Source organism: Streptomyces sp. NPDC002574, from assembly GCF_042889545.1.
GTDB lineage: Bacteria > Actinomycetota > Actinomycetes > Streptomycetales > Streptomycetaceae > Actinacidiphila.
The window spans coordinates 61498-87338 of the sequence record NZ_JBIARB010000010.1; the positions used below are offsets into that span (position 1 = coordinate 61498).

32 protein-coding genes and 1 pseudogene are annotated in these 25841 nt (G+C 71.2%); 13 read left to right on the plus strand and 20 right to left on the minus strand.

The window, feature by feature from the left end; genetic code table 11:
• The first annotated feature begins 31 nt into the window (after positions 1-31).
• Genes ACFYXS_RS24900 through ACFYXS_RS24910 form a run of 3 tightly spaced genes read left to right on the plus strand, consistent with a single transcriptional unit; the run spans position 32 to position 2826 of the window.
• The gene (locus tag ACFYXS_RS24900) at positions 32-1444 is read left to right on the plus strand and encodes a pyridoxal phosphate-dependent decarboxylase family protein (RefSeq protein WP_389251810.1); all 1413 of its coding nucleotides are present in this window, start codon (positions 32-34) and stop codon (positions 1442-1444) included.
• A gap of 33 nt (positions 1445-1477) precedes the next feature.
• Positions 1478-2365, plus strand: coding sequence for a YihY/virulence factor BrkB family protein (locus tag ACFYXS_RS24905; RefSeq protein WP_389251812.1), 888 nt, complete (start codon positions 1478-1480; stop codon positions 2363-2365).
• Positions 2362-2826, plus strand: a complete 465-nt coding sequence (locus tag ACFYXS_RS24910) for a hypothetical protein (RefSeq protein ID WP_389251814.1) — start codon at positions 2362-2364, stop codon at positions 2824-2826. The genes ACFYXS_RS24905 and ACFYXS_RS24910 overlap by 4 nt, the downstream gene beginning before the upstream one ends.
• Positions 2827-2850: 24 nt before the next feature.
• Here the strand turns inward: ACFYXS_RS24910 and ACFYXS_RS24915 are convergent, their stop codons facing one another.
• On the minus strand, positions 2851-3423 hold the full coding sequence (locus tag ACFYXS_RS24915) for an exonuclease domain-containing protein (protein ID WP_389252279.1): 573 nt from the start codon (positions 3421-3423) through the stop codon (positions 2851-2853).
• An 87-nt stretch (positions 3424-3510) separates the two neighbouring features.
• A pseudogene (locus ACFYXS_RS24920) lies at positions 3511-3954 on the minus strand (ATP-binding protein); the annotation flags it as partial.
• Between ACFYXS_RS24920 and ACFYXS_RS24925 the strand changes: the two are divergent.
• The 3 genes from ACFYXS_RS24925 to ACFYXS_RS24935 are packed head-to-tail and all read left to right on the plus strand — an operon-like array spanning position 3953 to position 4970.
• A complete protein-coding gene (locus tag ACFYXS_RS24925) occupies positions 3953-4525 on the plus strand; it encodes a Scr1 family TA system antitoxin-like transcriptional regulator (protein ID WP_389251816.1) in 573 nt (190 codons plus the stop codon). The pseudogene ACFYXS_RS24920 and the gene ACFYXS_RS24925 overlap by 2 nt on opposite strands.
• An 11-nt stretch (positions 4526-4536) precedes the next feature.
• A complete protein-coding gene (locus ACFYXS_RS24930) occupies positions 4537-4770 on the plus strand; it encodes a Scr1 family TA system antitoxin-like transcriptional regulator (protein ID WP_389251818.1) in 234 nt (77 codons plus the stop codon).
• On the plus strand, positions 4767-4970 hold the full coding sequence (locus ACFYXS_RS24935) for a DUF397 domain-containing protein (protein WP_389251820.1): 204 nt from the start codon (positions 4767-4769) through the stop codon (positions 4968-4970). Before ACFYXS_RS24930 ends, ACFYXS_RS24935 begins: the two co-directional genes overlap by 4 nt.
• Here the strand turns inward: ACFYXS_RS24935 and ACFYXS_RS24940 are convergent.
• The 3 genes from ACFYXS_RS24940 to ACFYXS_RS24950 form a co-directional block, all read right to left on the minus strand.
• Complete coding sequence (locus ACFYXS_RS24940) at positions 4939-5340, minus strand: DoxX family protein (protein ID WP_389251822.1); 402 nt, start codon at positions 5338-5340, stop codon at positions 4939-4941. The genes ACFYXS_RS24935 and ACFYXS_RS24940 overlap by 32 nt on opposite strands.
• A gap of 65 nt (positions 5341-5405) precedes the next feature.
• A complete protein-coding gene (locus tag ACFYXS_RS24945; RefSeq protein ID WP_389251824.1) occupies positions 5406-5624 on the minus strand; it encodes a hypothetical protein in 219 nt (72 codons plus the stop codon).
• A gap of 193 nt (positions 5625-5817) precedes the next feature.
• Positions 5818-7122 (minus strand): D-alanyl-D-alanine carboxypeptidase family protein, encoded by a 1305-nt coding sequence (locus ACFYXS_RS24950; RefSeq protein ID WP_389251826.1) that lies wholly within the window; start codon positions 7120-7122, stop codon positions 5818-5820.
• A 265-nt stretch (positions 7123-7387) separates the two neighbouring features.
• On the opposite strand from ACFYXS_RS24950, the gene ACFYXS_RS24955 reads away from it, so the two are divergent.
• On the plus strand, positions 7388-7684 hold the full coding sequence (locus ACFYXS_RS24955) for an SCO4848 family membrane protein (protein WP_389251827.1): 297 nt from the start codon (positions 7388-7390) through the stop codon (positions 7682-7684).
• Here the strand turns inward: ACFYXS_RS24955 and ACFYXS_RS24960 are convergent.
• Both ACFYXS_RS24960 and ACFYXS_RS24965 read right to left on the minus strand, forming a co-directional pair.
• Positions 7681-8706, minus strand: coding sequence for a UbiA prenyltransferase family protein (locus ACFYXS_RS24960; protein ID WP_389251829.1), 1026 nt, complete (start codon positions 8704-8706; stop codon positions 7681-7683). The two genes, ACFYXS_RS24955 and ACFYXS_RS24960, sit on opposite strands and share 4 nt — an antisense overlap.
• On the minus strand, positions 8703-8882 hold the full coding sequence (locus ACFYXS_RS24965; RefSeq protein ID WP_389251831.1) for a hypothetical protein: 180 nt from the start codon (positions 8880-8882) through the stop codon (positions 8703-8705). Before ACFYXS_RS24965 ends, ACFYXS_RS24960 begins: the two co-directional genes overlap by 4 nt.
• A gap of 269 nt (positions 8883-9151) precedes the next feature.
• Here ACFYXS_RS24965 and ACFYXS_RS24970 point away from each other — a divergent pair, with 269 nt between their 5' ends.
• Positions 9152-9547, plus strand: a complete 396-nt coding sequence (locus ACFYXS_RS24970; protein ID WP_319658815.1) for an ATP-binding protein — start codon at positions 9152-9154, stop codon at positions 9545-9547.
• A 27-nt stretch (positions 9548-9574) separates the two neighbouring features.
• Here ACFYXS_RS24970 and ACFYXS_RS24975 read toward each other — a convergent pair whose 3' ends face one another.
• The 4 genes from ACFYXS_RS24975 to ACFYXS_RS24990 all read right to left on the minus strand — a co-directional run bounded on the left by ACFYXS_RS24975 (position 9575) and on the right by ACFYXS_RS24990 (position 12671).
• Positions 9575-10282, minus strand: a complete 708-nt coding sequence (locus ACFYXS_RS24975) for a TetR/AcrR family transcriptional regulator (protein WP_389251833.1) — start codon at positions 10280-10282, stop codon at positions 9575-9577.
• A 9-nt stretch (positions 10283-10291) separates the two neighbouring features.
• Positions 10292-10864, minus strand: a complete 573-nt coding sequence (locus ACFYXS_RS24980; RefSeq protein WP_389251835.1) for a thiol-disulfide oxidoreductase DCC family protein — start codon at positions 10862-10864, stop codon at positions 10292-10294.
• A 5-nt stretch (positions 10865-10869) separates the two neighbouring features.
• Entirely contained in the window at positions 10870-11280 is a 411-nt protein-coding gene (locus ACFYXS_RS24985; RefSeq protein ID WP_389251837.1) for a hypothetical protein, read from the minus strand.
• Between the two features lie 71 nt (positions 11281-11351).
• Positions 11352-12671 (minus strand): MFS transporter, encoded by a 1320-nt coding sequence (locus ACFYXS_RS24990; protein WP_389251839.1) that lies wholly within the window; start codon positions 12669-12671, stop codon positions 11352-11354.
• A gap of 68 nt (positions 12672-12739) precedes the next feature.
• Here ACFYXS_RS24990 and ACFYXS_RS24995 point away from each other — a divergent pair, with 68 nt between their 5' ends.
• Both ACFYXS_RS24995 and ACFYXS_RS25000 read left to right on the plus strand, forming a co-directional pair.
• Positions 12740-13318, plus strand: a complete 579-nt coding sequence (locus ACFYXS_RS24995; RefSeq protein WP_389251841.1) for a MarR family winged helix-turn-helix transcriptional regulator — start codon at positions 12740-12742, stop codon at positions 13316-13318.
• A 159-nt stretch (positions 13319-13477) separates the two neighbouring features.
• Complete coding sequence (locus ACFYXS_RS25000; protein ID WP_389251843.1) at positions 13478-13918, plus strand: DUF4234 domain-containing protein; 441 nt, start codon at positions 13478-13480, stop codon at positions 13916-13918.
• Positions 13919-13939: 21 nt separating this feature from the next.
• On the opposite strand, the gene ACFYXS_RS25005 is transcribed toward ACFYXS_RS25000, so the two are convergent.
• Positions 13940-15205, minus strand: coding sequence for a D-alanyl-D-alanine carboxypeptidase family protein (locus ACFYXS_RS25005; RefSeq protein ID WP_389251845.1), 1266 nt, complete (start codon positions 15203-15205; stop codon positions 13940-13942).
• 119 nt (positions 15206-15324) lie between these two features.
• On the opposite strand from ACFYXS_RS25005, the gene ACFYXS_RS25010 reads away from it, so the two are divergent.
• A complete protein-coding gene (locus ACFYXS_RS25010) occupies positions 15325-16278 on the plus strand; it encodes a hypothetical protein (RefSeq protein WP_389251847.1) in 954 nt (317 codons plus the stop codon).
• Here the strand turns inward: ACFYXS_RS25010 and ACFYXS_RS25015 are convergent.
• Genes ACFYXS_RS25015 through ACFYXS_RS25025 form a run of 3 tightly spaced genes read right to left on the minus strand, consistent with a single transcriptional unit; the run spans position 16231 to position 17926 of the window.
• The gene (locus ACFYXS_RS25015) at positions 16231-16929 is read right to left on the minus strand and encodes a hypothetical protein (RefSeq protein WP_389251849.1); all 699 of its coding nucleotides are present in this window, start codon (positions 16927-16929) and stop codon (positions 16231-16233) included. The genes ACFYXS_RS25010 and ACFYXS_RS25015 overlap by 48 nt on opposite strands.
• 47 nt (positions 16930-16976) lie before the next feature.
• Positions 16977-17270, minus strand: a complete 294-nt coding sequence (locus tag ACFYXS_RS25020; RefSeq protein WP_389251851.1) for a hypothetical protein — start codon at positions 17268-17270, stop codon at positions 16977-16979.
• A 47-nt stretch (positions 17271-17317) separates the two neighbouring features.
• The gene (locus tag ACFYXS_RS25025) at positions 17318-17926 is read right to left on the minus strand and encodes a hypothetical protein (RefSeq protein ID WP_389251853.1); all 609 of its coding nucleotides are present in this window, start codon (positions 17924-17926) and stop codon (positions 17318-17320) included.
• Positions 17927-18108: 182 nt separating this feature from the next.
• Between ACFYXS_RS25025 and ACFYXS_RS25030 the strand changes: the two genes are divergently transcribed.
• Positions 18109-19512 carry a DUF4132 domain-containing protein gene (locus tag ACFYXS_RS25030; RefSeq protein ID WP_389251855.1) on the plus strand — a complete coding sequence of 468 codons (1404 nt, stop codon included), beginning with the start codon at positions 18109-18111 and terminating at the stop codon, positions 19510-19512.
• 74 nt (positions 19513-19586) lie between these two features.
• Here ACFYXS_RS25030 and ACFYXS_RS25035 read toward each other — a convergent pair whose 3' ends face one another.
• From ACFYXS_RS25035 to ACFYXS_RS25055, 5 genes are all read right to left on the minus strand, one after another.
• Entirely contained in the window at positions 19587-20345 is a 759-nt protein-coding gene (locus ACFYXS_RS25035) for a succinate dehydrogenase iron-sulfur subunit (protein WP_319658627.1), read from the minus strand.
• Positions 20345-22099, minus strand: a complete 1755-nt coding sequence (gene sdhA, locus ACFYXS_RS25040) for a succinate dehydrogenase flavoprotein subunit (protein ID WP_389251857.1) — start codon at positions 22097-22099, stop codon at positions 20345-20347. Before sdhA ends, ACFYXS_RS25035 begins: the two co-directional genes overlap by 1 nt.
• 28 nt (positions 22100-22127) lie before the next feature.
• Entirely contained in the window at positions 22128-22598 is a 471-nt protein-coding gene (locus ACFYXS_RS25045; protein ID WP_389251859.1) for a succinate dehydrogenase hydrophobic membrane anchor subunit, read from the minus strand.
• A gap of 8 nt (positions 22599-22606) precedes the next feature.
• Positions 22607-22987: a succinate dehydrogenase, cytochrome b556 subunit gene (sdhC, locus tag ACFYXS_RS25050; RefSeq protein WP_319658631.1), complete on the minus strand. Its 381-nt coding sequence runs from the start codon at positions 22985-22987 to the stop codon at positions 22607-22609.
• Positions 22988-23114: 127 nt separating this feature from the next.
• A complete protein-coding gene (locus ACFYXS_RS25055; protein WP_389251862.1) occupies positions 23115-23861 on the minus strand; it encodes a 2-oxo-4-hydroxy-4-carboxy-5-ureidoimidazoline decarboxylase in 747 nt (248 codons plus the stop codon).
• Positions 23862-24040: 179 nt separating this feature from the next.
• On the opposite strand from ACFYXS_RS25055, the gene ACFYXS_RS25060 reads away from it, so the two are divergent.
• Positions 24041-25837 carry a glycoside hydrolase family 20 protein gene (locus ACFYXS_RS25060; RefSeq protein ID WP_389251864.1) on the plus strand — a complete coding sequence of 599 codons (1797 nt, stop codon included), beginning with the start codon at positions 24041-24043 and terminating at the stop codon, positions 25835-25837.
• Positions 25838-25841 lie beyond the last annotated feature (4 nt).

The window sequence follows — 25841 nt, forward strand, 5'->3', positions numbered from 1 at the left end:
CCGGTGACCACGGCGTGCCTAGGCTGCCGCCATGGATGCCTTCCTCGCCGTGGACCGCGACCGCTTCCCCGACCTCCTGCGCTCCGTCACGGACTTCGCCGCCCGTGAACTGGCGGCCGTCGACGAGCGGCCGGCCGCTCACCCCGGCCCGGTCCCCGCGCCGCAGCCGCTGCCGGACGCCGGGGTCGGGGCCGACGGCGCGCTGGACCGCTTCGCGCGGCGCTGGGCACCGGGGTTCTCGGGCAGCGCGGGTCCCCGCTACCTGGGTTTCGTCACCGGCGGTGCCACTCCCGCCGCCGTCGCGGGGGACTGGCTGACCGCCGCGTACGACCAGAACGCCGGCTCGGACACGGGCTCCTCGGCCGGCGCCCTGGAGCGCGAGACCCTGGCCTGGCTGCGTGAGCTGTTCGGACTGGGCACCGCGCACAGCGGGGCGTTCGTCACCGGCGCGACGGTCTCCAACACCGTGGGCCTGGCCGTCGCCCGCGAATGGCTCGGCGAACGGCAGGGCGTGTCGGTGTCCCAGGACGGCGTCGCGGCGCTCGGCCCCGTGACGGTGCTGTCCGGCGCCCCGCACTCCAGCACCGGGAAGGCCCTGTCGGTCCTCGGCCTCGGCCGCGCCTGCCTGACACGTGTCCCGCTGCTGCCGGGCGGCCGCGAGGCGGTGGACGTCGCCCGGTTGGCGGAGGCGCTGGAGGCGCTCGACGGCAGGCCCGCGATCGTGGTCGCCAACGCCGGGACCGTGGACACCGTGGACTTCGACGACCTGCGCGCCATCGCGGCCCTGAAGGAACGTCACGACTTCTGGCTGCACGTCGACGCGGCCTTCGGCGGGTTCGCCGCGCTGTCGCCCCGTCACGCCCATCTCACCGCCGGGCTGGACGCCGCCGACTCCGTCTGCGTCGACCTCCACAAATGGCTCAACGTCCCCTACGACGCCGCCGTGCAGTTCACCCGCCGCCAGGACCTGCAGGTCCGGGTCTTCCACAACGCCGCGCCCTACTTGGGCCTGCCGGCCCTGCCCGACCCCGACTTCCTGCACCTGACGCCCGAGAGCTCCCGCCGCCTGCGCGCCCTGGCCGCCTGGTTCTCGCTCACCGCCTACGGCCGGGAGGGCCACCGCGACATCGTCGAGCGCAACATCGCCCTCGCCCACCGCCTCGGGGACCGCATCGCCGGCACGACGCACCTGCGGTTGCTCGCCCCCGTCCGGCTCAACGTGGTCTGCTTCACCTTCGCGGGCGACGCCCCGGCGGAGGAACTGGGGGAGCGCGTCGCCGCCGCCGCCCGCGCCGTCGCCGCCTCCGGCGAGGCGTTCCTCACCCCGACGGTCCACGCCGGGGTGCCGGCCCTGCGCGCCGCCTTCAGCAACTGGCGGACGTCCGAGGCCGACACGGACCGTGTCTTCGAGGCGGTCACCGCCGCCACGGCGCCCGCCACCTAGAGTGCAGGGGGTGACGGAGGGTAGGCGCGCGGTATGGAATGGCTGACGAAAATCCCGGTGCTCGGTCCGTGGATCGCGCGGCTCATGCGCACCCACGCCTGGCGCACCTACGAGCACCTGGAGAGCGTCCACTGGACGCGGCTCGCCGCCGCCATCACCTTCGTCAGTTTCGTCGCGCTCTTCCCGCTGCTCACCGTCGGCGCCGCCGTCGGGGCCGCATTGCTGTCCCCGTCCCAGCTCAAGCAGCTCCAGGACAAGCTCGCCGAACAGGTGCCGGGGATCGCCGACAAGCTCAACATCAACGGGCTGGTGGACAACGCCGGCACGGTCGGGGCCATCGCCGCGATCCTGCTGGTCCTCACCGGCGTCAGCTGGGTCGCCGCGCTGCGCGACTGCCTACGCGCCATCTGGCACAAGGACGACGAGAACGGCAACCCCTTCCTGGACCGGCTCAAGGACCTCGGCGTCCTGATCGGCCTGGGCGCGGTGGCCCTGCTCTCGGTGGTCTGCTCGACCCTCGCGGGCTCGGCCATCAACCGCCTCGGCGACGCCGTCGGCCTGGACGAGAACGGTCCCGGCCGGGTCCTGCTGTCCGTCGTGGGCTTCTGCGTCGCCGTCCTCATCGACGTCGGCATCCTCGCCTACCTGCTCACCCTTCTGCCGGGCGTCAGCCCCGACCGGCGCGACGTGATCGTGGCGAGCCTGATAGGAGCCATCGGCTTCGAGGTGCTGAAGCTGCTGATCAGCGGATACCTGCAGAGCGTCGCCACGAAGAGCATGTACGGGGCCTTCGGCGTGCCCATCGCGCTCCTGTTGTGGATGAACTTCACGGCAAAGCTGCTGCTGTACTGCGCGGCGTGGACGGCCACACCGCACAGCGCCGAACTGCGGGCCGCGGCCGGGACCAAGGAGCCGAGTTGACCGAGATCGCCCTGCACGAGGCCGTCGCCTGCCTCGTCCCCTACACGTTGACGGGGATCGACCGGGACGCGCTCACCGGCGTCTTCGCGTTCGCGACCCGGGAGTCCCTGACGCCCGGCGCCGTCCTCCGGGCGCACTGCCCGTTCCGGATGACGCACGGGGGCGACCTCGTGCTCGGCTCCGAGGACATGCGGTGGCCGAAGGCCCGCGGCGCCGACCCCGCGGCCGCCCTCGCCGACTTCACCACGCTCTACGACGTACAGGCACGCGAGTTGTGCGAGCGACTGGGCGACCACCCGCTCAACGTCGTGCGCTCCACCCTCGGGGACAGCGGGCGTGTCACGGTGGAGATGGAGGACGCCTGGGTCCTGGAGGTCCTCCCGGTCACCTCCGAACCCGCCGAGTCCTGGCGGGTCTTCTTCCGCGGCGGCGACCACGTCAGCTACCGCGGCGCGCCGTGACCCGCCCCGCCGAGCCGGGAGGAGTCAGCGGCCCGGCAGGCCCGGCCACGCGCCGAGACGGGTGAGCGCCAGGGCGAGGGCGGCGATGTTCCAGGAGTCGTGCTCGCCGCAGTGGTGACGGCCTTCGAGCGGCAGCCCGGCGATCTGCAGGGCCTCGACCATGCCGGGGCGCTTGGCCAGGCCGTGCGCTTGAGTGAAAAGCGTCTTGACGTTGATGTGCCGGCTTCCGAAGGGGTACGTCGTCCCGGTCGCCCGGCACTGCCGGTTGAACTGGTGCCGGTCGTAGTCGCCCCAACTGGCCCACGTGCGGGGGCCGGCGTGGTGCTCGGCCGCCAGGAGCTTGCAGGCGTCGGCGAAGTCGATGCCCTGGTCGACCTCGGCCTGCGTGAGTCCGGTCAACTCGGTGCAGAAGTCGCTCACCTGCGACCGCGTGGGCCGTACGAGGATGCGGTGCCGGGCGATGCGCTCGCCACGATCGAGGTCCACGACGGTCAGCCCGATCTCGATGATCTCGCTCACCGCTCCGGGCGGCGGCTCGCCGTCCCAGCAGGTCGCCTCGACATCGATGACGTTCAGCAGTCCCTCATCACTCTCCATGACCGGAAACACTACGTCTATTTCCGGCCACGGGTCACTACTCTTTGCGCAGGTATTTACCACTCTCAGTTCGAACCAGACCGTTTTGCCGATCCCGTACGGACGGGGACGGACGTCCCACGCGTCGGCCAGTGCCTCCACCAACCCCAGACCGCGCCCCGACTCGTCCTCCGGTGACGCGGCACGGGGACGCGGTTGGGCCTCGCTCGCGTCGCACACCTCCACCCGCAGCCGGTCCCCGGTGAGGACGGCCCGCGCCGCCACATGGCGGTCCGGCGGCACCCGTGCATGGCGGACGGCGTTGGTCATCAGCTCGCTCAGCAGCAGTACGGCGGTCTCCGTGGTCTCCGCGGGCAGACCCCACACCGCGGCCTGCTCGCGCAACCGCGTCCGCGCGAGGCGCACACTGCGGGCCCGGCGCGGAAAGCGCCACTCCGTGGGGGGAGTTGTCTCGTTCATGACTCCAAAGGTGCAGGTCAGTGCGTAGCCTCGGAAGTGACCAGGCGTGTACGGAGGGTGGTTGTACCCCATGGCGAGCGAGACGTCCCCGCCTCCGATGGCGTGGCGCTACTGCGGCAACCAGGTCAAGCTCTGGCGCGAACAGGCGGGCGTCTCCCGCGAACAGCTCGCCGACGAGGCGGGTTACGGCTGCGAGACCGTGCGCTCCATGGAGCTCGGCCGGCGCCGCCCCACGATCCGGCTCCTCCAGGTCGCCGACCAAATGTGCGGCGCGGGCGGCAAACTCACGGCGGCGGATGCCTTCCTGAAGCCGGAGCGGTTCCCTTCGTATTCGCAGGACTTCATGCGGTACGAGGCCGAGGCCATTGCCGTCTGCTCGTACCAGGCCCAGTACGTACCGGGGCTGTTGCAGACGGAGGAGTACATGCGCGCTCTACTGGCATCCCGTTGGCCCCCGCTCGGCGAGGAGACGATCGAGGAGCGCGTGGCCGCGCGGCTGGACCGGCAGTCGCTGATGGACGCGCAGACGCGGTCTTTCAGCTTCGTCGTCGAGGAGGGCGCTCTACGACGAGCGTGGGGTGGGGTGGACTCGCGGCTGCGGCAGTTGCGTCAGCTCGTGGAGGTCGGGCCCGACGCAATGTGACCGTGCAGGTCATGTCCACCGAAGGGGGCTTCCACCCCGGCCTCCTGGGTCCGTTCGTTCTGTTGGAGACAGCGGAACACGAGCATCTCGCCTACGAGGAAGGGCAGGCATCAGGTGTGCTGTACGCCGACGCCGAGAAGGTCAGTCTGTTCACGCGGCGCCATGACATGATCGCGCGGCGGGCCTTGAGCCCTGAGCGGTCAGCGTATTTCATAGGGGAGTTGGCGGAGGAGCTGGAGCGATGATCGCCGAGTTGGACTGGTTCACGTCGAGCTACAGCAACGACGACGGCGGCGACTGCGTCGAGATCGCGTTCGGCCCCGGTGCCGTCCTCGTGCGGGACTCCAAGGACAGGGCCGGGGCCCGGTTGACGTTCACGCCCGACGCGTGGCGCGCGTTCGTCGCGTTCGCGGTCACGCACGACGCGGGCGGCGCCAGGCGATGAGGCCCATGAGCAGGCCGATGACGACCGGTGTGGCGACGTTCTCGCCGTCGAAGTAGGCGATCTGGAACAGCGCTGCCCCGATCATGAGGCCGATGAAGGCGATCGCGGTGATGCCGGCGAGGCGTGGGACGACGAGGCCGATGGCGCCGGCGAGTTCGAGGGCCCCGATGAGGTACATGAACCACGTGCCGTAGCCGATCACGTCGAAGCTTTCCACGGCGGACGGGTGGGCGATGAGCTTCGGCATGGCGCTGGCGAACGCGAAGAACAGGGCGAGGACGATCTGCAGCGTCCACAGGGCGGCGTTCGCGCGGCGGCCCCTTCGCGTGACCGTAACGGCGGGGGCGGACGTGGGAGCGGTGGCGGTCATGGTGGTCTCCTCCGGTGTCGGGTGTACGGGGAGGTGGACCGGCAGACCGCCGCCGACTCATCGGTTCAGCGCAGGAAGTGCGCGACCGTGAACCACGTGACGGCCAGGACGACCGCGGTGACCAGGATGAATCCCGCCAGGTACGTCCCTACGACGACCGCTCCGGGAGCGGCGGCCGCCCAGCCGAAGCGGGCGGCGGGAATCCTGGTGCGCAAGGCGGCGCGGACGCAGTAGACGGCGACCGCGAGCCCCATGACGAGTCCGATGACGGACAGACTGCCCATTGACCTGTTCCCCTCCGTGTCCCCGTGTCCCCGTCCCTGTCCCCTGGGTCATGTCCGGGGCGGGGGGCCGTGCCACCTGCGCGGCGGGGGGCGGTCGGAGCGGGGTGGGCGCACGCGCCGCATGAGCGCCGTCGAGCGCCCCCGCAGGAAGCGCGGGGGCCGGACGGGATTGGCGGCGGGGCGGTGACGCTGTCTAGGACCGGTCGGTGCCGGCCTCGGCGGTGGTGGTCCGCTTGGGGAGCGGCCAGCGCTTGAGGACGAAGAAGGCGACCGCGGCGACGACCAGGGCCGATCCCCCGGTGACGGCGAGGGCGGTCCACAGACCACCGCCGGACGAGGTGGCCGCGGACGCGGACGTGGGGTCGGCCGGGTTGCCGGCCCGGGCGGTGCCACCGGAGGACGGCGAGGGCGAGGGCGAGGCGGTGGCGAGGGCCGACTTCGGGGGCACGAGAACGCCGACCGGGGTCACCTTGCCGTCCGCCTGGAACCCCCAGTCGAACAGCTGCCGTGCTTCCTTGTAGACCATGTTGTGGCCCTCGCTCGGATGCATGACCGTGACGAGCAGCGTCCGGCCGCCGCGCTGGGCGACGCCGGTGAAGGTGTTTCCGGCCTTGCTGGTGTAGCCGTTCTTGACGCCGGCTATGCCCTCGTACGACGGCAGGTCGTAGTCGCCGGTGAGCAGGCGGTCGGTGTTCTGGATCTCGAAGGTCTCGCGCTTCTTCGTCGCCTTCTTGCCGCCCTTGGCCTTCGTCGTCTTCCACTCGCCGGGGAACCTGGCCCGCACGGTCGAGCAGTATGCGCGGAAGTCGGGGTTCTGCAGGCCGGAGCGCGCGAAGAGGGTGAGGTCGTAGGCGGAGGAGACCTGGCCCGGCATGTCGTACCCGTCGGGGGATATGACCTCGGTGTCGTCGGCCTGCAGGTCCTCGGCCTTGGCCTGCATCTCCAGGACGGTGGAGTCGACACCGCCGTTCATCGCGGACAGCACGTGCACCGCGTCGTTGCCGGAGCGGAGGAAGACGCCCAGCCACAGGTCCTTGACGGTGTAGGTCAGGTTCTCCTTGATGCCGACCAGGCTGCTGCCCGCGCCGACGCCGTCGAAGTCGGAGACCGCGACCTTGTGCGTCTGCGTCTTGTCGAACTTCGGCAGCACGGTGTCCGCGAACAGCATCTTGAGCGTGCTCGCCGGCGGCAGCTTCCAGTGCGCGTTGTGGGAGGCGAGGACCTCGCCCGACTCGGCGTCCGAGACGATCCAGGAGCGGGCGGTGAGCTTCGCCGGCAGTGCCGGGGCGCCGCCGAGGGGGTCGACCTGTGTGCCCGGCGCCCCCAGCCGTTCGCCACCCACCGTCGACATGCCCACGGGCGGGGTCGGGGTGGGGGTCGGTGACGGGCCCTTCGCGTGCGCGAGGGGGGCGGTCGTCAGGACCGCTCCGCAGGACAGCGCGAGGGCGGACACGACCAGGGCAGGGCGGCGCACGGACCGGCGGGAGGAGTTGGGCACGGAGAGAAGCTACAGGGAGAGGGTGACGTGACGGAGCCGCAGGGGCGGATCCTGGCCGTGACCGTTCCCACGCGCCCGGAGTGCAACCATCCACCGTGCACGGCCGTCTCGTTCGGTGCCCCGGCACGCCCCGGCCGGGGCGTCGGGGGAGAGCGAAGGAACCCCATAGGGGGCATAGTGGGGCGTAATTGGACATCGCGGGTAGATGGCGGGCTCGTCGCGGCCCCCGTGCCGGGGCCGGCGAGGGGGCCCGCATACTGGACGTATGAAGCTCAGCCGCCCCGTGTCCTGGTTCCTGACCGCCTTCGGGGTGTGGAGCTGGATCGTCTGGACCACCTTCATCAAGAATTTGTGGAAGGACGCGAGCGGGCTCGCGTTCGAAGGCGGTGACCACGGCTCGCCGACCACGTACTTCTGGGTGCATCTCACCCTCGCGATCACGTCGCTCGCCCTCGGCACCGCGATCGGCGTGATCGGCGTGCGCGGGCTGCGGGCGCTCCGCCGCTCCGCGCCGGACGCTGCCGCGCCCGGCGCAGCGCCCGGCGCCGGGAGCGGTCGCTAGGCGGGGCGTCGCGCCGAGGATCCGACCGCGGCCTCCGCTGCGGTGAACGGCACGGTCGAGCGGGTGACCGGACCGTATTTGGCCATCGTGGCGGCCTGGCCCGCGGTCACGGCGAGCAGGGCGGCCAGGGCGGCCGACTCGCCGAGCGCGGTCCAGTGGGCCTGGAGCATCGACAGGTGCGCCAGCAGGAGCAGGATCATCCCGCGCCCGACGACGGCGATCGCGGAGATCAGGGCCTCCTCCCGCCGGTGGCGTGTCTCGGTCGCCAGGGCGCGCAGCAGCCACAGTGCCCCGGCCAGGCAGAGGCCGGTACTGATGGCGTACGCCGGGGCGGGACGGGCGGCCACGACCAGCACCGCCGTACCGATCACCCAGCAGCAGGCGCTGAAGAGGCAGGTCGGACCGCGTCCGTGACGCACCAGGAAGGTGCGCTTGCCGAACAGCGCGTCACCGCGCAGGTCGCGGAAGTCCTTGAGCAGGATCCGTCCGATGAAGCCGATGTACAGGCCCGCCAGCAGCAGCAGGTCGGCCGGCCGCACCGCGTGCCGGGCGGCGAACACGCCCACCAGGTAGGGCACGGCGACGTAGCAGGCGGGCAGCACGAGCGCGGCGACCGCGCCGCGGTCCGCCAGACGTACCGGGCGCAGGGAGTACCCGGCGCTGATCGCGAGCCCGGCCGCCGTGACGGCGGCGGCGCGCGGATCGAGGGCGAGGCTCACCCCCAGCGCCACGGCACCCGACGTGACCGCCACCACGACCATGTCCCGCGCCGCCGCGCTGCCCGTCACCAGCGGCCGTCCGGCCGCACCGGGGAGATTGACGCGGTCGATGGCCACGTCGGCCAGGTCGTTGCAGGCCACCGAGAACAGCAGGAAGCCGAGCACCGCCATGAGCGATCCGGCCAGCAGTACGGGGTCCTGGCCGTGGCCGGCCCGGCTCAGCCCGACCGCCGCGTACAGCGCCAGGAGCAGGGCCACGGGGGGCCTGCTCAGCAGGACCAACAGACGCAGACGGGCCTTCATTTGTTGCTCCCCCAGTTCGAGAGTGCGACGGAGAACAGGACGAAGGCGGCGACGACCGCGAGCCCCGCGATGCCCAGGACGACCGCCAGGACGATGCCCACCACGGCCCAGGGGGACCTCCGGGCGCGGCGGGGCTGCGGACGGTACGGCGGATCGGCTGACGGTGAATCAGGCATGGCCGGCCCCTCGTTGAGTGCTGTTGCTCCCGACGCCACGATTATCGGGAGCCCGCGGTCCCCGGCCATGAGTACGGATACTCAGGTTCCCGGTGGCCGCCGCGACGGCCGATAGCACGAACGTGACCCGCGCCGTGCCCGGCGTTCGAGTTTGGCCGGAAAGTGCCCACCGGGAGCGGCAATTCCGGCGTCCGGCGCTTCGGCGGCCCCGAATCCGGAAATGCATGCCGCAACGGTGAAGGGGGAGGTTCGCTCATGGGGAGGGTGACCTGATGAGGCGGAGCACGTTCCGGCTGCCCAGACATCCCACGTCGGTAGGACTGGCCCGGCACCGGGTCCGCGACCACCTGGTGGGATGGGAGCGGGGGAACGAGACGGTGGAGTCCGTGGTGCTCGTCGTGTCGGAGCTGGCCACCAATGCCGTACGCCACAGTCCGCTGCTGGAGCGGGAGTTCGAGGTCGCGGTGACGATCGAGGCGGACGGCTCCTGCGTGGTGGAGGTGTCCGACGGCGCCGCGCACGTGCGTCCGGTGCCCCGTGAGGCCGCCGACGGCGACGAGTCGGGGCGGGGCCTTCGCCTGGTGGAGGCGCTGTCGCGGAACTGGGGCGTGCGCGAACGCGGCCGGGACGGCAAGACGGTGTGGGCCGTGCTGGCGTCCGCCTAGACGGCGCCGCCGGGTCCGAGGTGGGTCCTACCGCTCGAAGAGGAACTCCTTGAGCAGCTCGCGCACCTCGCGCACGATCGGCCGCAGCAGCCGGTAACGGGAGAGCTTGAGGATGCGCGCGCCGAGCGGGGCGGTGCGGGCCACCAGCCGGCGCGTGCGCTCGCAGTCGGGGGAGTGGTCGAAGACCCAGTAGACGACGATGCCCATCTGGTACATCCACATCAGCTCGGGCAGCACCTCGGCCAGCTCGGCGTCGAGCTTGATGTCCGAGCCGGAGAGCACCCGTTCGTGGATGGAGATCGCCGCGTCGCGCGCCGGGTGCGACTCGGGCGAGAACGGGCTGAGCGGACTGGCCGGGTCGGCGGCGTTCTTGAAGAACTGCGCCGCGAACTGGTGGTAGGGGCGGGCGACGTCCAGCCAGGCGTCCATGACCGTGAGCAGCCGCCCGGCCAGGTCCTTGTCGCCGCCCCCCGCCAGTACCCCCTGGACCGCGGCCTCGTGGTCGGCGGCGAGCCGGTCGTAGAAGCCCTGGACGAGGTGTTCCTTGCCGGCGAAGTAGTAGTAGGCGTTGCCGACCGAGACCCCGGCCTCGTTGGCGATGGCACGCATCGTCGTCTTGTCGTAGCCGCGCTCCTCGAAGAGCCGCAGGGCGGTCTCGAGGATCAGGGCCCGTGTCTGCTCGCTCTTGGCGGTGCGCGGGGTCCCGGCGGTCCTGCCGGGGGGTGCTTCGTCCACGTCGAGAGCCTAACGGGGCGGTGCGCAGCCGCCCGCACAGGCGCCCGGTGCGGCAGGGGAGTCCGGGCCCCCGGGGGAGTCCGGGCGGGCCGCGGCGCCGGTGTGGGTCCAGCCGTCCTCGGGGTGGTAGGTCCAGCCGTCGGCGGTCCCGTAGACCCGGCCGCCCCAGCCGGGGCCGGCTGCCCCGCGGTTCCACTGGGACTCGCGGTAGCGGGCGGCCAGGAGCACGGCGTTTCGGGCGAGCGGCGCGCCGGCGCGGGTGCTGAGCCGGTGCGCGGTCGGCCGGTACTCCGACAGCGCCCACAGGCAGACCAGCCAGGCGGCGTCGCCGCGGTAGACCTGGCCGGAGTCGCCGATGACGGTGATCTCGCGCAGCGTCGAGGCGTGGTCCAGGTGCGGGAAGCGGCGCCGCGCCTCGTCGGAGCCGACCGGGCTCGTCTCCAGCGGCACGAGCTGCCGCCGGCGGGAGAGCCAGCCGCGGACGAACGAGCACAGATGGCAGTCGGGGTCGTACAGGACGGTCAGCCGGCGGACCGGCACCGGGGCCGCCGTGGCGGCCCCGGTCACTGGGGTGCGGTCCATCACCGTCACACCCCGGGAACGGCCGGGGGCGTCCAGCCCTGCGGCGCGACCGGCGGGATCTGCTCGCGGTCCATCACCCCGCGGCGGCGGATCCTGTTCAGGACGTAGACGTTGCCCAGGTGCAGCACACCGAGCACCAGCAGGACGACGCCCAGCTTGACCGACAGCGCCTCGAAGAGCCCGCGGGCGTCGTCGACGGCGTCCGCGTTCTTCAGGTAGAGGGCGACGAAGCCCAGGTTGACGAGGTAGAAGCCGACCACCAGAAGGTGGTTGACGGCATCGGCGAGCTTCTCGTTGCCGTGCAGGACGTCTTCGAGGAAGACCTTGCCCGCCTTGCTGAGCGTCCGGGCCACCCACACCGTCAGCGCGACGCTGACCAGCAGGTAGATGACGTATGCGACGACCGTGAGGTCCATGGGTCCCACCCTTGTTTGAACGTGTTCAAAACCCGTTGCGAGACTGACTGTAGACCTGTTTTTGAACACGTTCAAGACGCTTGCGGGTCAGGGTTTCCGGGCTTTCCGGTGGGTGCGGCGGCGGGAACGGCGGGCGCGGCGGACGTCTCCGGTCCGGACGCGGCGGGCGCCGGCGCGCCGACCGCGCGGACGCCCGGCACCGCCGCCGTCGCGAGGCAGGCGATCGCGACCAGCACCGCGCACACCGCGAGCGGCGCCGCGCTGCCCCACGCGGCCGCGGCCGGCGGCGCGAGCGCGTAGCCGAACGGCATCGCGGCGAGCGACAGCAGCCAGTCGTACGAGGTGACCCGGGCCAGCGCCTGCGGCGGCACCTCCTGCTGGACGACGGTCTCCCAGACCGGGCTGAGGAAGCCGAGCGCGGCCATCGCGAGACCGTAGGCCGCGATCAGCAGGGGTGCCGGGGCGGCCGCGGCGAGCAGGGCCAGCGGCAGCGCGTACGTCGCCAGTCCGAGGTTGGCGATCAGCACGGGCCGGCGGGGCCGCAGCCGGGCGGCCGGCAGCGAACCGAGGACCAGGCCGATCGCGCCCGCCTCCAGCACCCAGAACCAGACGCCCTCACTGCCGAGCCGGGTGATCACGACGGCCGGCCCGAGGGTGGTGAGCACGGCGGCGGCACCGTTCCAGGTGCCGTGCGCGACCAGGCTCGTCCAGTACCAGTCGCGGGAGCGGACCTCCCGCCAGCCCTCCTTGAGGTCGGTGAGGACCGACGCCCGCGGCAGGGGGACGCGTTCGACCCTGATGACGGTCAGCAGGGCCGCGCTCACCGCGAACGACGCCGCGTCCAGCATGAAGGCCAGGCCCGGTCCCGCGGCCCAGATCAGCGCCGCCGCCAGCCCCGGCCCGCACAACCGGGTGGCGCTGCTCGCCATGCCCATCAGCGCGTTGGCCTTGCGGCGCGCCTCGCCGTCGGCGGACGCGGCCACGAGGGGCGACTGCGTCGGCATGGCGAAGGCCGAGGCGGCGCCGCCGACCGCCTCGGCGGCAGCGATGTGCAGCAGGACCGGGTCGCCGCCGAGGAGGCCGAGCAGTTCGGCCCCGACCAGGAGTTGGGCCACGCAGCGCACGAGGTCGGTGGTGAGGGCCACCCGGCGGGCGTCGAAACGGTCCGCGACCACCCCGCCCAGCGGCAGGAGCAGCAGTCGCGGCACCGTCGCGCAGCCCAGCACGAGCGCGAGGGCGGAGACGTCGCCGGTCACCCGGGTCACCGCGATGACCAGCGCGGCGGGCACGACCCCGTCGCCGAGCAGGGAGAGCAGGCGGCCGGTGAACAACAGGCGGAAGGCGCGGAGCCGGAGCGGATGCGCCGGGCGCGGCGGATGCGTCGGTGTCATGGGGACGCAATGTATTTCGGCGCCGAATGATTCGCCACCGAAATTTATGGTGTCGTAGGATTCCGGCCATGACAGCAGAGCCACCGGGTGCGACCGGGACGGAGCGGGACTGGACCGACGGCCATGTCGAGCGCTGGCTGCCCGTCCTGCCGGACCTCGATCCCGACATCGAGGGCGCCGTCACCCGGATGAAGCTGGTCACCAGGCATCTGCAGAAGGTCCGCGAGCAGTCGCTGGCCTCCCACGAGCTGCAGGGGCACGAGTTCCACACCCTGCACGCCCTCGCCGGGCGCGGCGGCCGCGCCGTGCCCTCCGAACTCGCCGCCGACCTCGGCCTCGCCCCCGCCTCCGTCACCGGCCGGGTCGACGGCCTCGAACGCCGCGGCTACGTGCGCCGCACGCACTCCACCACCGACCGCCGCCGCATCGACGTCGAGCTCACCGACGACGGCCGCGCCGCCTGGCTCGGCGCCATCGACGAGCAGGGGCACGAGGAGTACCGGCTGCTCGGTGTCCTCGACGCGGGCGAGCGCAGGACGCTGTCCGACCTGCTGCGCCGTGTCATGGCGGTCGCCGAGGCGGGGGGTGCCGAAACGGACACCGGCGGGGCGGACGGCAACAGGGCGGGCGGTACCGGGGCGAAGTGAGCGGCAGCGACCGCCCCGTACATGTCGTACACGCCATCGCCATATCCTGACCCGGGAGTCTGTGCGGAATATGTCGCCGCCGACCCCTGACACTCGGCTGAACCGCCGAGTAGTTTTGCCTTCCTCGCCACCTTCGCCGGCATATCGCTCGGGGGCAGCATGTTGTACAACGAGGACCGCTACCGGACCCTGACCCGTCCGGTCATCCCGGTTTTCCCCGTCACCACCCGCACGTACCTCGCCACGCCCTCCGGCGAACTGCGCCGCCCGGGCCGCGTCTGGCTCCTGGGCGCCTCGACCCTCGGCGTCTACTGGCTCGTCTGGTACTACCGCGCCAACCGCGAACTGCGCGACTTCGACCCCGGGATCAAGGTCCGTCCCGCCCTCGCCGTGCTCGCGGTCTCCCTCGGCGCGCTCCTGCTGGTGCCCGCCGCGGTCTCCCTCTACAACACCGGCTGCCGCATCGCCCGCGCCCAGCGCCGCGCCGGTCTCCCCGGCTCGGTCTCCGGCTTCAAGGGCGTCCTCCTCGTGCCGGCCCTCGGTCTGATGCCGTTCTACTACCAGGAACAGCTCAACCGGGTGTGGGTCGCCCGCAACTAGCGCGGGGCCCGGCGCCGCCTCTCAGGAGGGGCGCCTCCGCCGCCCGCCCGTTCCGTCCGAGGGCCGTTCCGGGACCCGTTCCGAGGTGCGCGCGCCGGTCCTCGTGCCCGTCCTCGTGCCCGTCCGTGGGGCGGCGGCCTGGGCGCCGCCGGCGGCTCGCCGGCGACGACCGCCCTCCGCTACGGTCTTCGGCCGCGGGCGCCGGCGGATCGCCAGGATGAAGGCGGCGACCAGCGCCACCAGCCCCGCCTCCGCCCCCGGCCCGAACCAGCCGGAGCCCTTCGCCGCCGTCGCCGCGCTCACCTGGCCGCCGTTCCGCGGCCGAGGGGACGTCTTCAGCTCGCTGAGCGGCGGCACCAGCACCCCCACGGGGGTCACCCGGCCCGTCGCGCCGAACCCCCAGTCCAGCAGCGCGGCGGCCTCCTTGTAGACCTCGTCGTACCCCGACTCCGGGTGCATCACGGTGACGAGCAGCGTCCTGCCGTCGCGCTCCGCCGCGCCGGTGAAGGTGTTGCCCGCATTCGTCGTGTAGCCGTTCTTCACGCCGATCACGCCCTGGTAGCGACCCAGCAGCCGGTTGGTGTTCTGGATCTCGAACGTGCTCCCGTGCTCCCCGGGGAAGTGCGCCACCTGGGTCCGGCAGTAGTCCCGGAAGTCCGGATCGCGCAGCCCGGCCCGCGCGAACAGCGTCAGGTCGTACGCCGACGACAACTGCCCCGGCGTGTCGTAGCCGTCCGGGCTCACCACGTGCGTGTCGTTCGCCTGCAGCTCCAGCGCCCGGGCCCGCATCTCCCGCACGGTCTTGGCCACGCCGCCGTTCATCGAGCACAGCACGTGCACCGCGTCGTTCCCCGACCGCAGGAACACCCCGAGCCACAACTGCTCGACCGTGTACGAGATCCCCGCCTCGATCCCGACCAGACTGCTCCCCGCTCCTATGTCCGCGAGGTCCTCCGCCGTGACCCGGTGCCTCAGCGACCGGTCGAACTTCGGCAGCACCGTGTCCGCGAACAGCATCTTCAGCGTGCTCGCCGGCGGCATCCTGCGATGCGCGTTGTACGCCGCCAGCACCTCGCCGGAACCGGCATCCGCCACGACCCACGACAGCGAGTTCGTCTCCGGCAGGTCCGGCGCCCCGCCGTCCACCTGGACCCCGGAACGGGCGAGCAGCTCACCGCCGATCACGGATCTTGGGGATGCGGCAGCCTTCCCCGCGGGGGTCAGGGCAGCGGCCATCGCGAGTCCGAGGACAGAACGTCGCGATGGCGTGGGGGGAGTCGCGACCATGCCCCCAGACGTTACAACTTTCACGCCCCCGTGAACGAACCGGGCACGCACCGCTAGGCCGCTCGGGCGCCCGCATACTGGGTGACCTCGATCTCGTGCAGGGGGAAGGCGGATCTACGTTGCGCCGCACACTGGCCGTCCACTTCGCGCCGAGCGCCCTTTTCGTTGCGTATATCTGGATGCTGATACGAGCAGGCGCATTCTCCGGCCGCGTCCGGTGGCACCATGCCCTTCCCGGCACCCTCGCATCGGCCGCCGCCACCCTGCTTGCGATCTCCGCCTGCGCCGCCCTGCTGGGCCTCCTGCTGCACCCATTCCAGGTACGGGCCGTCCGAGTGCTGGAGGGCTACTGGGACCGGTGGGCGCCGACCTCGCGGCTGGCGGGGGTGCTGGTGGAGTATCAACGGCGCAAGTGGGTCGCGATGCGCGATGTCGGGACGCGTCCGTTGCCGTCGGACAGCTCCACGGCCCAGAAGCCACTGCGGGAACAGATACGTGACCACGAGAAGGAACAGCACCAACTGCGCATCCGCGGACTGGCGATGCGACGCCTTGCCGCCCTCCCTCCGCAGGACGTGCTGCTGCCCACGGCACTGGGCAACGCCCTGCGAGCAGGCGAGCTGAGTGCAGGTGAACGCTACGGCCTTACGACCCTGACGTCCTGGCCCCGCATCCTTCCTCAGGTTTCCGCTCCTCTGGGTGCCGCGTTGTCGTCCGCCCGGGACTCCCTGGACTCCTCCGTCAATCTGTGCCACAGCTTTCTCGCTTCCGTGGCGCTTTCGGCTGTGGCGCTGTACGACGAACCGGGCCAATGGTGGCTCGTTCTCCTGTTGCTTGCGCTGGCCGCGCTCGCCTACAAGGGCGCCGTGACGGCGGCCCAGGCGTACGCGGGGCTGATGTACGTCGTCTACGACCTTCACCGCTTCGACCTCGTGGAAGCGCTGCGCCACCCGATGCCCGAACGCGGTGATGAATGGGGGGCCTTCCAGCGTATTACCGATCTGCTGGCTCGCCGTCCGGCTCGTTCAGGCCCTTACGAGGCTGACGGCTCCGCAGACGCCCAGGAGATGTAGTCCCACGCCGTCCCTCTCCTCCTCGACCCTGTCCGTCGGCCCCGTGTCGGTGACCCGGGTGAGGACCATTCCGGACGAGCGGACGGCAACCGGCCAGTTCCGCGGCACGGTGAGGTGCACGTGACCTGCGATCGCCGTCACGTGGACGGCCATACTCCCATCGAGGGTGGAACCCGTGAAATCCGCACGGATCTCGCCGGCGACGGCACGGACCGTCAGCCGCCGGTGCTGTGTCCGGGCACCGATGGCGGCGGGGGCGTAGACCCGGCCCGTGGCCAGGAATCGGCTCCACACGTCGGCCCGCGACCCACGGGAAGGCCCGAGAAGCACGGCACCAGCCAGAACGAGTACCCCGGGCAGCGCGAGATTCATCAGCGCGGGGTCTTTTATGCCGTGTGCGGCCACGAGCCCGATCAGCGCGGCCCCGACCAGCAGGCCGGGGCCTATGAGCGAACCAACCTCGACGGCCGATCGCAGAAGGTTGAACGCGGCGAGCGCGAGCAGCACCCACGGCCACCATGCGGCGGCCCAGCCAGCCGCAGCCCGCACCCTGTCCACGGTGTCGCCCACGGCGAAGCTGCCAAGGGCGAGTGCGCCGAGCCCGACCCACACGCGGAATCGGCGCCCCCGCCCTTCGCCAGTCTCAGCCACGGGCGTCATCGTAGTGTGGTGCTTGCCAGGCCTACACGGACGGGCGCCTAGCGGCCGAAGCCTGTGCCGTAAAGGCGATTTGCCGCAGCCTCGAGGCTGGCATACCAGTCGTCCTGGTCGGCGCACCATACGTGGACCGAGGGTGGGAGATCCTGGAACGGACACTTGTCGAGGTGCGTTGCGGTGCTGTTGTAGGCACTCAGATAGGCCTGTATCGCTTCACCCCCCTGCGGGATAATCCTTTCCCACGCCTCTTTCGAATCTCCCTTGAGTGGCTTGGGGATCGGTCCTTTGCAGTTCTTTTCGCCGACTGCCCCGCGGCATACCGGCAGGTCGCTCAAGGGGCCCAGGCCAGGAAGGGTCATCGTATGTACGGTCATCTATCGCCTCACATCTTGTTGACGATTCCGGTGAGCGAGGACCTGCGTTGCGCTTCGAGCTCTCGGGTCCTCCTGTAGACGTAGAACGTCCAAGCCATGTCCGCGATGGTTGCGGCGATCACGATTGCGGCCGCCGCCCACCGCCATTCGGCCTGCCTGCCGATCTCTGGCGGCAGAAGGGCCAGAGCTACACCCGCTCCCAGGAGGATGGTTCCGGCGTTGAAGCACGCAAGTCCACGGCGATTGAAGCGCGCCCACTTTCGATAGTCCTTCAATTGCCAGTCGCACAGCAAGTCGTAGGCGGGGGTGTCAGTTCGATATTCTGGCTGGTACCAATCGTCGATGTCCTGTCGCGAGTACAGGTACTGTCGAGCGTGATAGCTCAGCTGAATACTTGCCACCAATGCAACGGAGGTGGTGACGAGAACCAAGAGGGTGATTCCCGGCCAGCGAAACGCCGCGCCGTCTGCCCCCGCCACCACCCCAGCCAAGGAAAGTGCTGCCGCGGTTAGTAGTGGAGCCGCGATGGACTGGGCTTCTTTAGCTGCCCGCCCGTAGCCGAGTGGTATCGGCTGCATCAAATTGACCATGATGTCCCCCCGGGAGTTCTCCGGCATCTTGCTCAGAGAATGACAGATCATCAATAAGTGCGCCATAGGCCGGAACGGGACATGAAGGCGGCGCGTGGGGAGCTGCCAGAGCCCGGTTCTAGGCTCTGCGGACTGGAACGATCGACGGGAGACAGCGACCGGTGCGGACGCTGTGGGGAACGATGAACGGGCGCGTACAGGTGCGGGACTTGATCGCGCGGGGGGACGTGGAGGCCTTGGCCTCCCACCTGGTGGGGATCGGCGAGGTGAACCGCCACCGCTGGGACGACGCCGACGAGGGCGCCGTGGTCGACCTGCTCCGCGCGATGCCGGTTCGCGAGCGGAGCCGCCTGGCCGCCGTCCTGACGCGGAGCGGGTCGGACCGGACGCTACCGGGGTTGATCACCAGGGGGCTCGCGAAGGCCGCCGAGATCGAGGAGCGGCGCGAGAAGCTGGAGCAGTACGGCAGCCAGTACGTGACCCACTGGCCGGAAACGCTGGTGGCGATGGTCGACGCCGAACGGGCGGCGGGCCACAGGATTCCGGACGCGGTTGTCGCTGTTGTCCGGCGGACCGCGGCGGTGTCGTACTGGCCGGGCTCCCCGCTCGTCGATGCCTGCACGACGCTCACCCTCCCCGTGCTCAACTGCGGCGAGGCATGGGCGGACGCCGCACTGGCCCGTGCAGCCGCCGTAGGTCCCGAATGGGAGGGGCTGTTGCTGCCCGCACTGACGGCGGTTGCGGCCCGCCCCACTGCGAAGTGGGAGAGGGAGGCGCAGGCGCTGATCGATGGAATCGGGACGGAGCAGGTGCGGCCTGCGGTCGTGGCGTGGCTCGCGCTCGCCGGACGCCCGCGGACGCAGCCGTACGCCGGCCAAGACGCGGTCCACAACGGTGGCTACGACCCGTACAACGCAACCGCGTTGCGCGGCCTGACGTGGTTGGTGCCCCTGCTACCGCCGCATCCCGACAGCGCGCGCGTCCTCGGGTCCCTCGTGGAGACCGCGTTGCGGAGGGTTCCCGGCACCGGACCGCGCGGTCCCAAGGTCGCGAACGCCGCCGTTCTCGCACCGGCCCGCGGCGGCCGCGAGGACACGCTCGCCGAGCTCGCTCGGCTCGGTGCTCATGTGACGTACAAGGCCACGCTCAAGCACATCGAGGTCGCGCTCGAGGCTCAGGCGGAGGCACGGGGGCTGTGCCGAGAGGACATCGAGGAACTCGCCGTCCCGGGGTACGGACTCGGCGATCCAGGGCAGGGTGTCACGTACCGCTTGGGCGGGACCACCGTGGAGCTGGCGATCGACGGCGCACGGGCCATGCTCACGTGGCGCAACGCGGCCGGCAAGGTGCTGAAGGGCGCACCGGCCACCGTGCGCCGTGATCACGCGGAAGAACTGACGCGGCTCAGGGCCACGGCCAAGGACATCGAGAAGATGCTGTCCGCCCAGGCGGAGCGCATGGACCGGCAGTTCGCGCACCGGCGTGCGTGGCCGTACGCCGCTTGGCGCGCGCCCTGGCCCGCCTGGCGGGCGGGGCCGGGTACGACGAGCTGCGCAGGCTCGCCGGGTGCGTCGATCACACGGTCAGCCGCAGGCAGATCCAGAACGCGCTGACGACATGAACGCCCGAGGGCCCCGCACCCGGTGAAGCGGGTGCGGGGCCCTCGGGCGGACCTGGGGAGGCGGGATCAGAAGCGACGCGTGATGAGCGCGCGCTTCACCTCCTGGATGGCCTTGGTGACCTCGATGCCACGCGGGCAGGCGTCGGTGCAGTTGAACGTGGTGCGGCAGCGCCACACGCCGTCCTTGTCGTTCAGGACCTCGAGGCGCTGCTCGCCGGCCTCGTCACGCGAGTCGAAGATGAAGCGGTGCGCGTTGACGATGGCCGCCGGCCCGAAGTACTGGCCGTCGTTCCAGAACACCGGGCAGGACGACGTGCACGCGGCGCACAGGATGCACTTGGTGGTGTCGTCGAAGCGCGCGCGGTCCTCGGGGGACTGCAGGCGCTCGCGGGTCGGCTCGTTGCCCTTGGTGATCAGGAAGGGCATCACGTCCCGGTAGGCCTGGAAGAACGGGTCCATGTCCACGATCAGGTCCTTCAGGACCGTGAGGCCCTTGATGGGCTCGACCGTGATGGGCTTCTCCGGGTTGATGTCCTTGATCAGGGTCTTGCAGGCCAGGCGGTTGCGGCCGTTGATGCGCATGGCGTCGGAGCCGCAGATGCCGTGGGCGCAGGAGCGACGGAAGGTCAGCGTGCCGTCCAGGTCCCACTTGATCTTGTGGAGGCCGTCGAGGACCCGCTCTTTGGGGTCGATCTCGAGCTGGAAGTCCTGCCACGTGGGCTCCGCGGAGACCTCCGGGTTGAACCGGCGGATCCGGAAGGTGACGGTGATGTAGGGCGAGGCCTGGGCCTCGGCCTCGACCTTGTCGAGGGTCGCGGTGCTCATCAGTACTTACGCTCCATGGGCTGGTAGCGGGTCTGCACGACCGGCTTGTAGTCGAGACGGATCGCTTCGGTGCCGTTGGCACCCACTTCGCGGTACGCCATCGTGTGCCGCATGAAGTTGACGTCGTCGCGGTTGGGGTAGTCCTCGCGGTAGTGACCGCCGCGGGACTCCTTGCGGGCCAGGGCGGAGACCGCCATGACCTCGGCGAGGTCGAGCAGGTTGCCGAGCTCGATCGCCTCCAGCAGGTCGGTGTTGAAGCGCCGGCCCTTGTCCTGGATCGAGACGTTCTTGTACCGCGCGCGCAGCTCGCCGATCTTCTCGACCGCGGTCTTGATGGTCTGCTCGGTGCGGAAGACCATGACGTTGGCGTCCATGGTCTCCTGCAGCTCCTTGCGGAGCGTCGCGACCCGCTCGTTGCCGGTGGAGGCGCGCAGCGTCTCGACCTGGTTCACGACCAGCTCGGCCGGGTTCTCGGGGAGCTCGACGTAGTCGGCGGTGGCCGAGTAGTCCGCGGCGGCGATGCCGGCGCGGCGCCCGAAGACGTTGATGTCGAGCAGTGAGTTGGTGCCGAGGCGGTTGGCGCCGTGCACGGAGACGCAGGCGACCTCGCCGGCGGCGTACAGGCCCGGGACGACGGTGGTGTTGTCCGAGAGGACCTCGCCCTGGACGTTGGTCGGGATGCCGCCCATGGCGTAGTGCGCGGTCGGCTGGATCGGGATCGGGTCCGTGTAGGGCTCGATGCCGAGGTAGGTGCGCGCGAACTCCGTGATGTCCGGGAGCTTGGCGTCCAGCTGCTCCGGCGGCAGGTGGGTGAGGTCGAGGTAGACGTGGTCGCCCTCGGGACCGCAGCCGCGGCCCTCGCGGATCTCGGTGTAGATCGCGCGGGAGACGACGTCGCGCGAGGCGAGGTCCTTCATGACGGGCGCGTACTTCTCCATGAAGCGCTCGCCGTCCTTGTTGCGGAGGATGCCGCCCTCACCGCGGGCGCCCTCCGTCAGCAGGATGCCCATGCGCCAGATGCCCGTCGGGTGGAACTGGAAGAACTCCATGTCCTCCAGCGGCAGACCGCGGCGGTAGACGGCGGCCTGGCCGTCACCGGTGAGGGTGTGCGCGTTGGAGGTGACCTTGAAGAACTTGCCGGTGCCGCCGGAGGCGTACACGACCGACTTCGCCTGGAAGATGTGGATCTCGCCGGTGGCCAGCTCGTAGGCGACCACACCGGCGGACCTCTTGACGCCGTCCTCCTCGACCAGGAGCTGGTCCAGGACGTAGAACTCGTTGAAGAACTCCACGCCCTCCTTGACGCAGTTCTGGTACAGCGTCTGGAGGATCATGTGACCGGTGCGGTCGGCCGCGTAGCACGCGCGGCGGACCGGGGCCTCGCCGTGGTTGCGGGAGTGCCCGCCGAAGCGGCGCTGGTCGATCCGGCCCTCGGGCGTGCGGTTGAAGGGCAGGCCCATCTTCTCGAGGTCGAGGACCGCGTCGATGGCCTCCTTCGCCAGGATCTCGGCGGCGTCCTGGTCGACCAGGTAGTCACCGCCCTTGATCGTGTCGAAGGTGTGCCACTCCCAGTTGTCCTCCTCGACGTTGGCGAGGGCGGCGGCCATGCCGCCCTGGGCCGCGCCGGTGTGGGAGCGGGTGGGGTAGAGCTTCGTCAGCACGGCGGTGCGGCTGCGCTTCGTCGCCTCGATGGCGGCGCGCATGCCGGCGCCACCCGCGCCGACGATGACGGTGTCGTACTTGTGGATCTGCATGGGGGGTCGCTTCCCTGTCCAGCCCTGGCTAGCGGATGTTCGGATCGAAGGTGAAGATCACCAGCGTGCCGAGGAGAATGGTGAACGCCGTCGCCGTGTACAGCAGCATCTTCAGCCAGAACCGGGTGTTGTCCCGCTCGGCGTAGTCGTTGATCACGGTGCGCAGGCCGTTGCCGCCGTGCAGCATGGCCAGCCACAGCATGATCAGGTCCCAGGTCTGCCAGAAGGGGGACGCCCAGCGGCCGGCCACGAAGGCGAAGCCGACCTTGGTCACGCCGCCGTCGAGGACGAGCTGGATCAGCAGGTGGCCGAGGACCAGGACCACGAGCACGATGCCGGACAGGCGCATGAACAGCCAGCCGTACAGCTCGAAGTTGGTCCGGGTGGAGCGCGGCGTGCGCTTCGAACGGGCGCGTGGCGCCTCGATGAAGGGAGCCGGGTTGTCAGGGCCGTAGGCGGCGCTGGAGGAGCTGAGCTCCACGTGGTCGGTTGCGGACATGAATGGACTCAGCTCCCGAACAGCACTCGAGCGGCGTGACCGAGGACGGGGTAGATCGCCCCGATCATCAGGACGACCCAGATTCCGACGACCGACCACAGCATCTGCTTCTGGTACTTCGGGCCCTTGGACCAGAAGTCGACGGCGATGACGCGCAGGCCGTTCAGAGCGTGGAAGAGGACAGCGGCGACCAGCCCGTATTCAAGAAGGCTGACGATGGGCTGCTTGTAGGTGTCGACGACCTTGTCGTAGTCCTCGGGGGAGACCCGCACGAGTGCGGTGTCGAGGACGTGGACGAACAGGAAGAAGAAGATGAGGACACCGGTGACGCGATGAGCCACCCATGACCACATGCCTTCCCGGCCGCGGTACAACGTTCCAGCCGGCACGGAAAAAACCCTCCGGGAGCGGTGAGGGGCCAGCCGGCTTCGTTTGGTCGGTCGGGCCCGGCCGGGTACGGTCCTCCGGCCCTGGCCATCGTAGCGACGGCCTGTCGGCTACGTCCTGCCGGGTCCGTCAGGTGTGATCGATCCCGCACGGGTGGGTGTATCCACCGGGAACCCCCTGCCCCGCGGGATCGTCCCCGCGCGCGAGGCGGGCCAGCCGGGTGCGGGTCACCCGGCGCAGTTCCTCGGCGGCGACCACGCGTTCCTCGTCGGGGTCGTGGCCCAGGCGGCGGCGCAGCGAGGCGAGCAGCAGGCCGAGGGTCTCATCGGGGTCGACCCCGTCCAGGCTGACGACGAAGACATGCCCGAACCGGGCCTCGTAGGCCGCCTGGGCGGCCCGCAGCGCGGTGTGCGCGGCGAGGCTGCCGCGGGTGGGCGCGATGTCCGGCGGGGCGCCCGCGGCCTCGCCCGCGAGGGCTTCGGCCAGGTCGGTGGGTGACAGGTCGTAGGCGGCCTCGTCGGCGGCGGCGAGCAGCGCGTCCACGTCCGGGTAGGGGCGGTGGGCGGCGACCCGGCGGGCCCAGCGCAGGCTGCCGCAGCAGCTCAGCAGGGCTGCCTCGGCGACCGCGGGCGGGGCGTCGTTGAAGCCGTCCAGGCCGCCGCGCGGGCGGCCGGGGGAAGGCGCCGGACGGGACGGCCGGGCCGTGCGCTCTGCGCCGCGGGACTGCGGCGGGAGCAGCGGCGGTGTCGTCGGCTGGGCGGACGGAGTGTCGCTGGTCAGCGGTGCTCTCCTGGAACTGCGGGGGGACTGCGGGGTGGGGGGACTGCGCGGTGCTGCGGGGGTACTGCGCGGTACTACGGAAAATGCCGGGGACAACGGAACTGACGGTGGCGCGTGGGGCGTCCGTGGGAGTGGACGGCGCGTGAGCGCCACCGTATCGGCGTATGTTCGGCCCTGTACGACGGATGCGCGAATTTCACCCGTACGGGAACGAAAGTGCACGTCCACGGTGACCCCGCACGGCGGGCTGCGCCATTCGGGAATAACGTCAGATCATGTGGCGTATCCGGGCGAAGTGTGCGGCGGTGTGCGTCGTCACGGCCGCCGTCGCCGCCACTTCCTTCGTCGGACCCGCGCTCGCCATGGACCCGGATCCGGCGGTGTCCGCCACGACGGGCGGCCGGGCTGGCGCACCGTATCCTCCGGCGCGGTCCGCTTCCGCGACGCCCGCGGGCGCCTCCGCCTTCCCCTCGATCCCGGCCGTCCGCTCCTTCGTGCCCGCCGCCACGGCGGGCTTCGTCCCGCGCGCCGGGTTCCGTGTGGTCGCGACGTCGGGCGGGAGGCCGGCGGACGAGGCGCGGCTGCTCGCGGGGGAGCTGCGACTGCCGTACGCGACCGGGGAGTCCGGGCCCGGGGACATCACCCTGTCACTTTCACTCGAACGGAGTAGCAGCGATCCCGGGTCGTACGAGATGACAAGCACTCCCGACCGTGTCATCGTGCGCGCCCGCACCGACGCCGGCGCCTTCTACGGCACCCGCACGATTCTTCAGGCGCTCCGTTCCACCGGACGGGTGCCGGCGGGCACCGTCGAGGACCGTCCCGACCGGCCGCGGCGCGGGCTGATGGTCGACCTGGGGCGCAAGTACTTCAGCCGCGGCTGGCTGGAGGACCGGGTCCGCGAACTCGGCGACCTGAAGTACAACGAGCTCCACCTGCACCTCAGTGACGACCAGGGGTTCCGGGTCGAGAGCCGCACCCACCCCGAGCTCGTCCCGCGGCGGCACCTGACCAAGGCCGACGTCCGCGCCGTCGTCGCCCTCGCCGCCCGGCGGCATGTCTCCGTCGTCCCCGAGATCGACAGCCCGGGGCACCTGGGCGCGGTGCTCGCCGCCCACCCCGGCCTGCAGCTGCGCGACCGGCGCGGCGTCCCGGTGCGCGGTGCCCTCGACATCTCCCGGCCCGGGGCGGCGCGCCTCGTGGACGACCTGGTGCGGGAGTTCGCTCCGCTCTTCCCCGGGCGGTCCTGGCACCTGGGAGGCGACGAGTACGGCGCGCTGGTCGTGCGCGACCCCCAGCGGTCCTTCCCCGGGCTCGCCGCGTACGCCCGGGAGCGCTACGGCCCCCGTGCCACCGTGGCCGACGCCGCCACCGGCTGGCTCAACGACCGGGCCGCCACGCTGCGGAGCCTCGGCAAGCGCGCCGAGGCGTGGAACGACGGCTTCCCCGCCGGCGGCGACGGCCCGCACGCGGGCCGGGTGGTCGCACCGGACGCCGACCGCGTCGTCGCCTACTGGTCCAGCAACAAGCGGCGCGGCCCGCTGCCCGAGCACTACCTGAGCCGGGGCAGGCAACTGGTCAACCTCAACTCCCGGTACCTGTACTACGTGCTCGGCGGCCCGGCGGCGTTCCCGTACCCCACCGGGCAGCGCATCTACGAGCGGTGGACCCCGGCCGTGGTCTACCGCGACCACGCGGTGCCGGCGGCGCTGTCCGGCCCGGACCGCGTCGTCGGCGCGCGGCTGGCCGTCTGGTGCGACCGCGCGGGCGCCGAGAGCCAGGCACGGGTCGCGGCGGGGATCCGCATGCCGCTGCGGGCCCTGGCGCAGAAACTGTGGATCCGGGCCGGCCGGATCGGAGCTGGCGGGAATTCGCGGCTCTGGCCTCACGGGTGGACCGACCCGGCGGCCACCGTCCCAGGTGAAGCGGCCGAAGTCCGCCTCCCCCCACAGGAGCGTCTCCGGCCGCTTCTGTCTTGTTCAGCGTCCTGCGGGCCGAAAGTGTCACACCCCTCGGGGAGGCCGGCGCTCCGGAGCGATCCCCACTGCTTTCGCGAGCTTAGTGACCCGTGAGTAG

Coding starts and splice junctions, on each gene's coding strand:
- ACFYXS_RS24935 (WP_389251820.1), top strand. CDS start 4,767: ATGATCGCCGAGTTGGACTGGTTCACGTCGAGCTACAGCAACGACGAC.
- ACFYXS_RS25035 (WP_319658627.1), bottom strand. CDS start 20,345: ATGAGCACCGCGACCCTCGACAAGGTCGAGGCCGAGGCCCAGGCCTCG.
- ACFYXS_RS25005 (WP_389251845.1), bottom strand. CDS start 15,205: ATGGTCGCGACTCCCCCCACGCCATCGCGACGTTCTGTCCTCGGACTC.
- ACFYXS_RS24905 (WP_389251812.1), top strand. CDS start 1,478: ATGGAATGGCTGACGAAAATCCCGGTGCTCGGTCCGTGGATCGCGCGG.
- ACFYXS_RS24990 (WP_389251839.1), bottom strand. CDS start 12,671: ATGACACCGACGCATCCGCCGCGCCCGGCGCATCCGCTCCGGCTCCGC.
- ACFYXS_RS25045 (WP_389251859.1), bottom strand. CDS start 22,598: ATGTCCGCAACCGACCACGTGGAGCTCAGCTCCTCCAGCGCCGCCTAC.
- ACFYXS_RS24915 (WP_389252279.1), bottom strand. CDS start 3,423: ATGGAGAGTGATGAGGGACTGCTGAACGTCATCGATGTCGAGGCGACC.
- ACFYXS_RS24955 (WP_389251827.1), top strand. CDS start 7,388: ATGAAGCTCAGCCGCCCCGTGTCCTGGTTCCTGACCGCCTTCGGGGTG.
- ACFYXS_RS24995 (WP_389251841.1), top strand. CDS start 12,740: ATGACAGCAGAGCCACCGGGTGCGACCGGGACGGAGCGGGACTGGACC.
- ACFYXS_RS24925 (WP_389251816.1), top strand. CDS start 3,953: ATGGCGAGCGAGACGTCCCCGCCTCCGATGGCGTGGCGCTACTGCGGC.
- ACFYXS_RS24940 (WP_389251822.1), bottom strand. CDS start 5,340: ATGACCGCCACCGCTCCCACGTCCGCCCCCGCCGTTACGGTCACGCGA.
- ACFYXS_RS25025 (WP_389251853.1), bottom strand. CDS start 17,926: ATGCCGGAGAACTCCCGGGGGGACATCATGGTCAATTTGATGCAGCCG.
- ACFYXS_RS25000 (WP_389251843.1), top strand. CDS start 13,478: ATGTTGTACAACGAGGACCGCTACCGGACCCTGACCCGTCCGGTCATC.
- ACFYXS_RS24945 (WP_389251824.1), bottom strand. CDS start 5,624: ATGGGCAGTCTGTCCGTCATCGGACTCGTCATGGGGCTCGCGGTCGCC.
- ACFYXS_RS24985 (WP_389251837.1), bottom strand. CDS start 11,280: ATGGACCTCACGGTCGTCGCATACGTCATCTACCTGCTGGTCAGCGTC.
- ACFYXS_RS24930 (WP_389251818.1), top strand. CDS start 4,537: ATGTCCACCGAAGGGGGCTTCCACCCCGGCCTCCTGGGTCCGTTCGTT.
- ACFYXS_RS24900 (WP_389251810.1), top strand. CDS start 32: ATGGATGCCTTCCTCGCCGTGGACCGCGACCGCTTCCCCGACCTCCTG.
- sdhA (WP_389251857.1), bottom strand. CDS start 22,099: ATGCAGATCCACAAGTACGACACCGTCATCGTCGGCGCGGGTGGCGCC.
- ACFYXS_RS25060 (WP_389251864.1), top strand. CDS start 24,041: ATGTGGCGTATCCGGGCGAAGTGTGCGGCGGTGTGCGTCGTCACGGCC.
- ACFYXS_RS24980 (WP_389251835.1), bottom strand. CDS start 10,864: ATGGACCGCACCCCAGTGACCGGGGCCGCCACGGCGGCCCCGGTGCCG.
- ACFYXS_RS24965 (WP_389251831.1), bottom strand. CDS start 8,882: ATGCCTGATTCACCGTCAGCCGATCCGCCGTACCGTCCGCAGCCCCGC.
- ACFYXS_RS24960 (WP_389251829.1), bottom strand. CDS start 8,706: ATGAAGGCCCGTCTGCGTCTGTTGGTCCTGCTGAGCAGGCCCCCCGTG.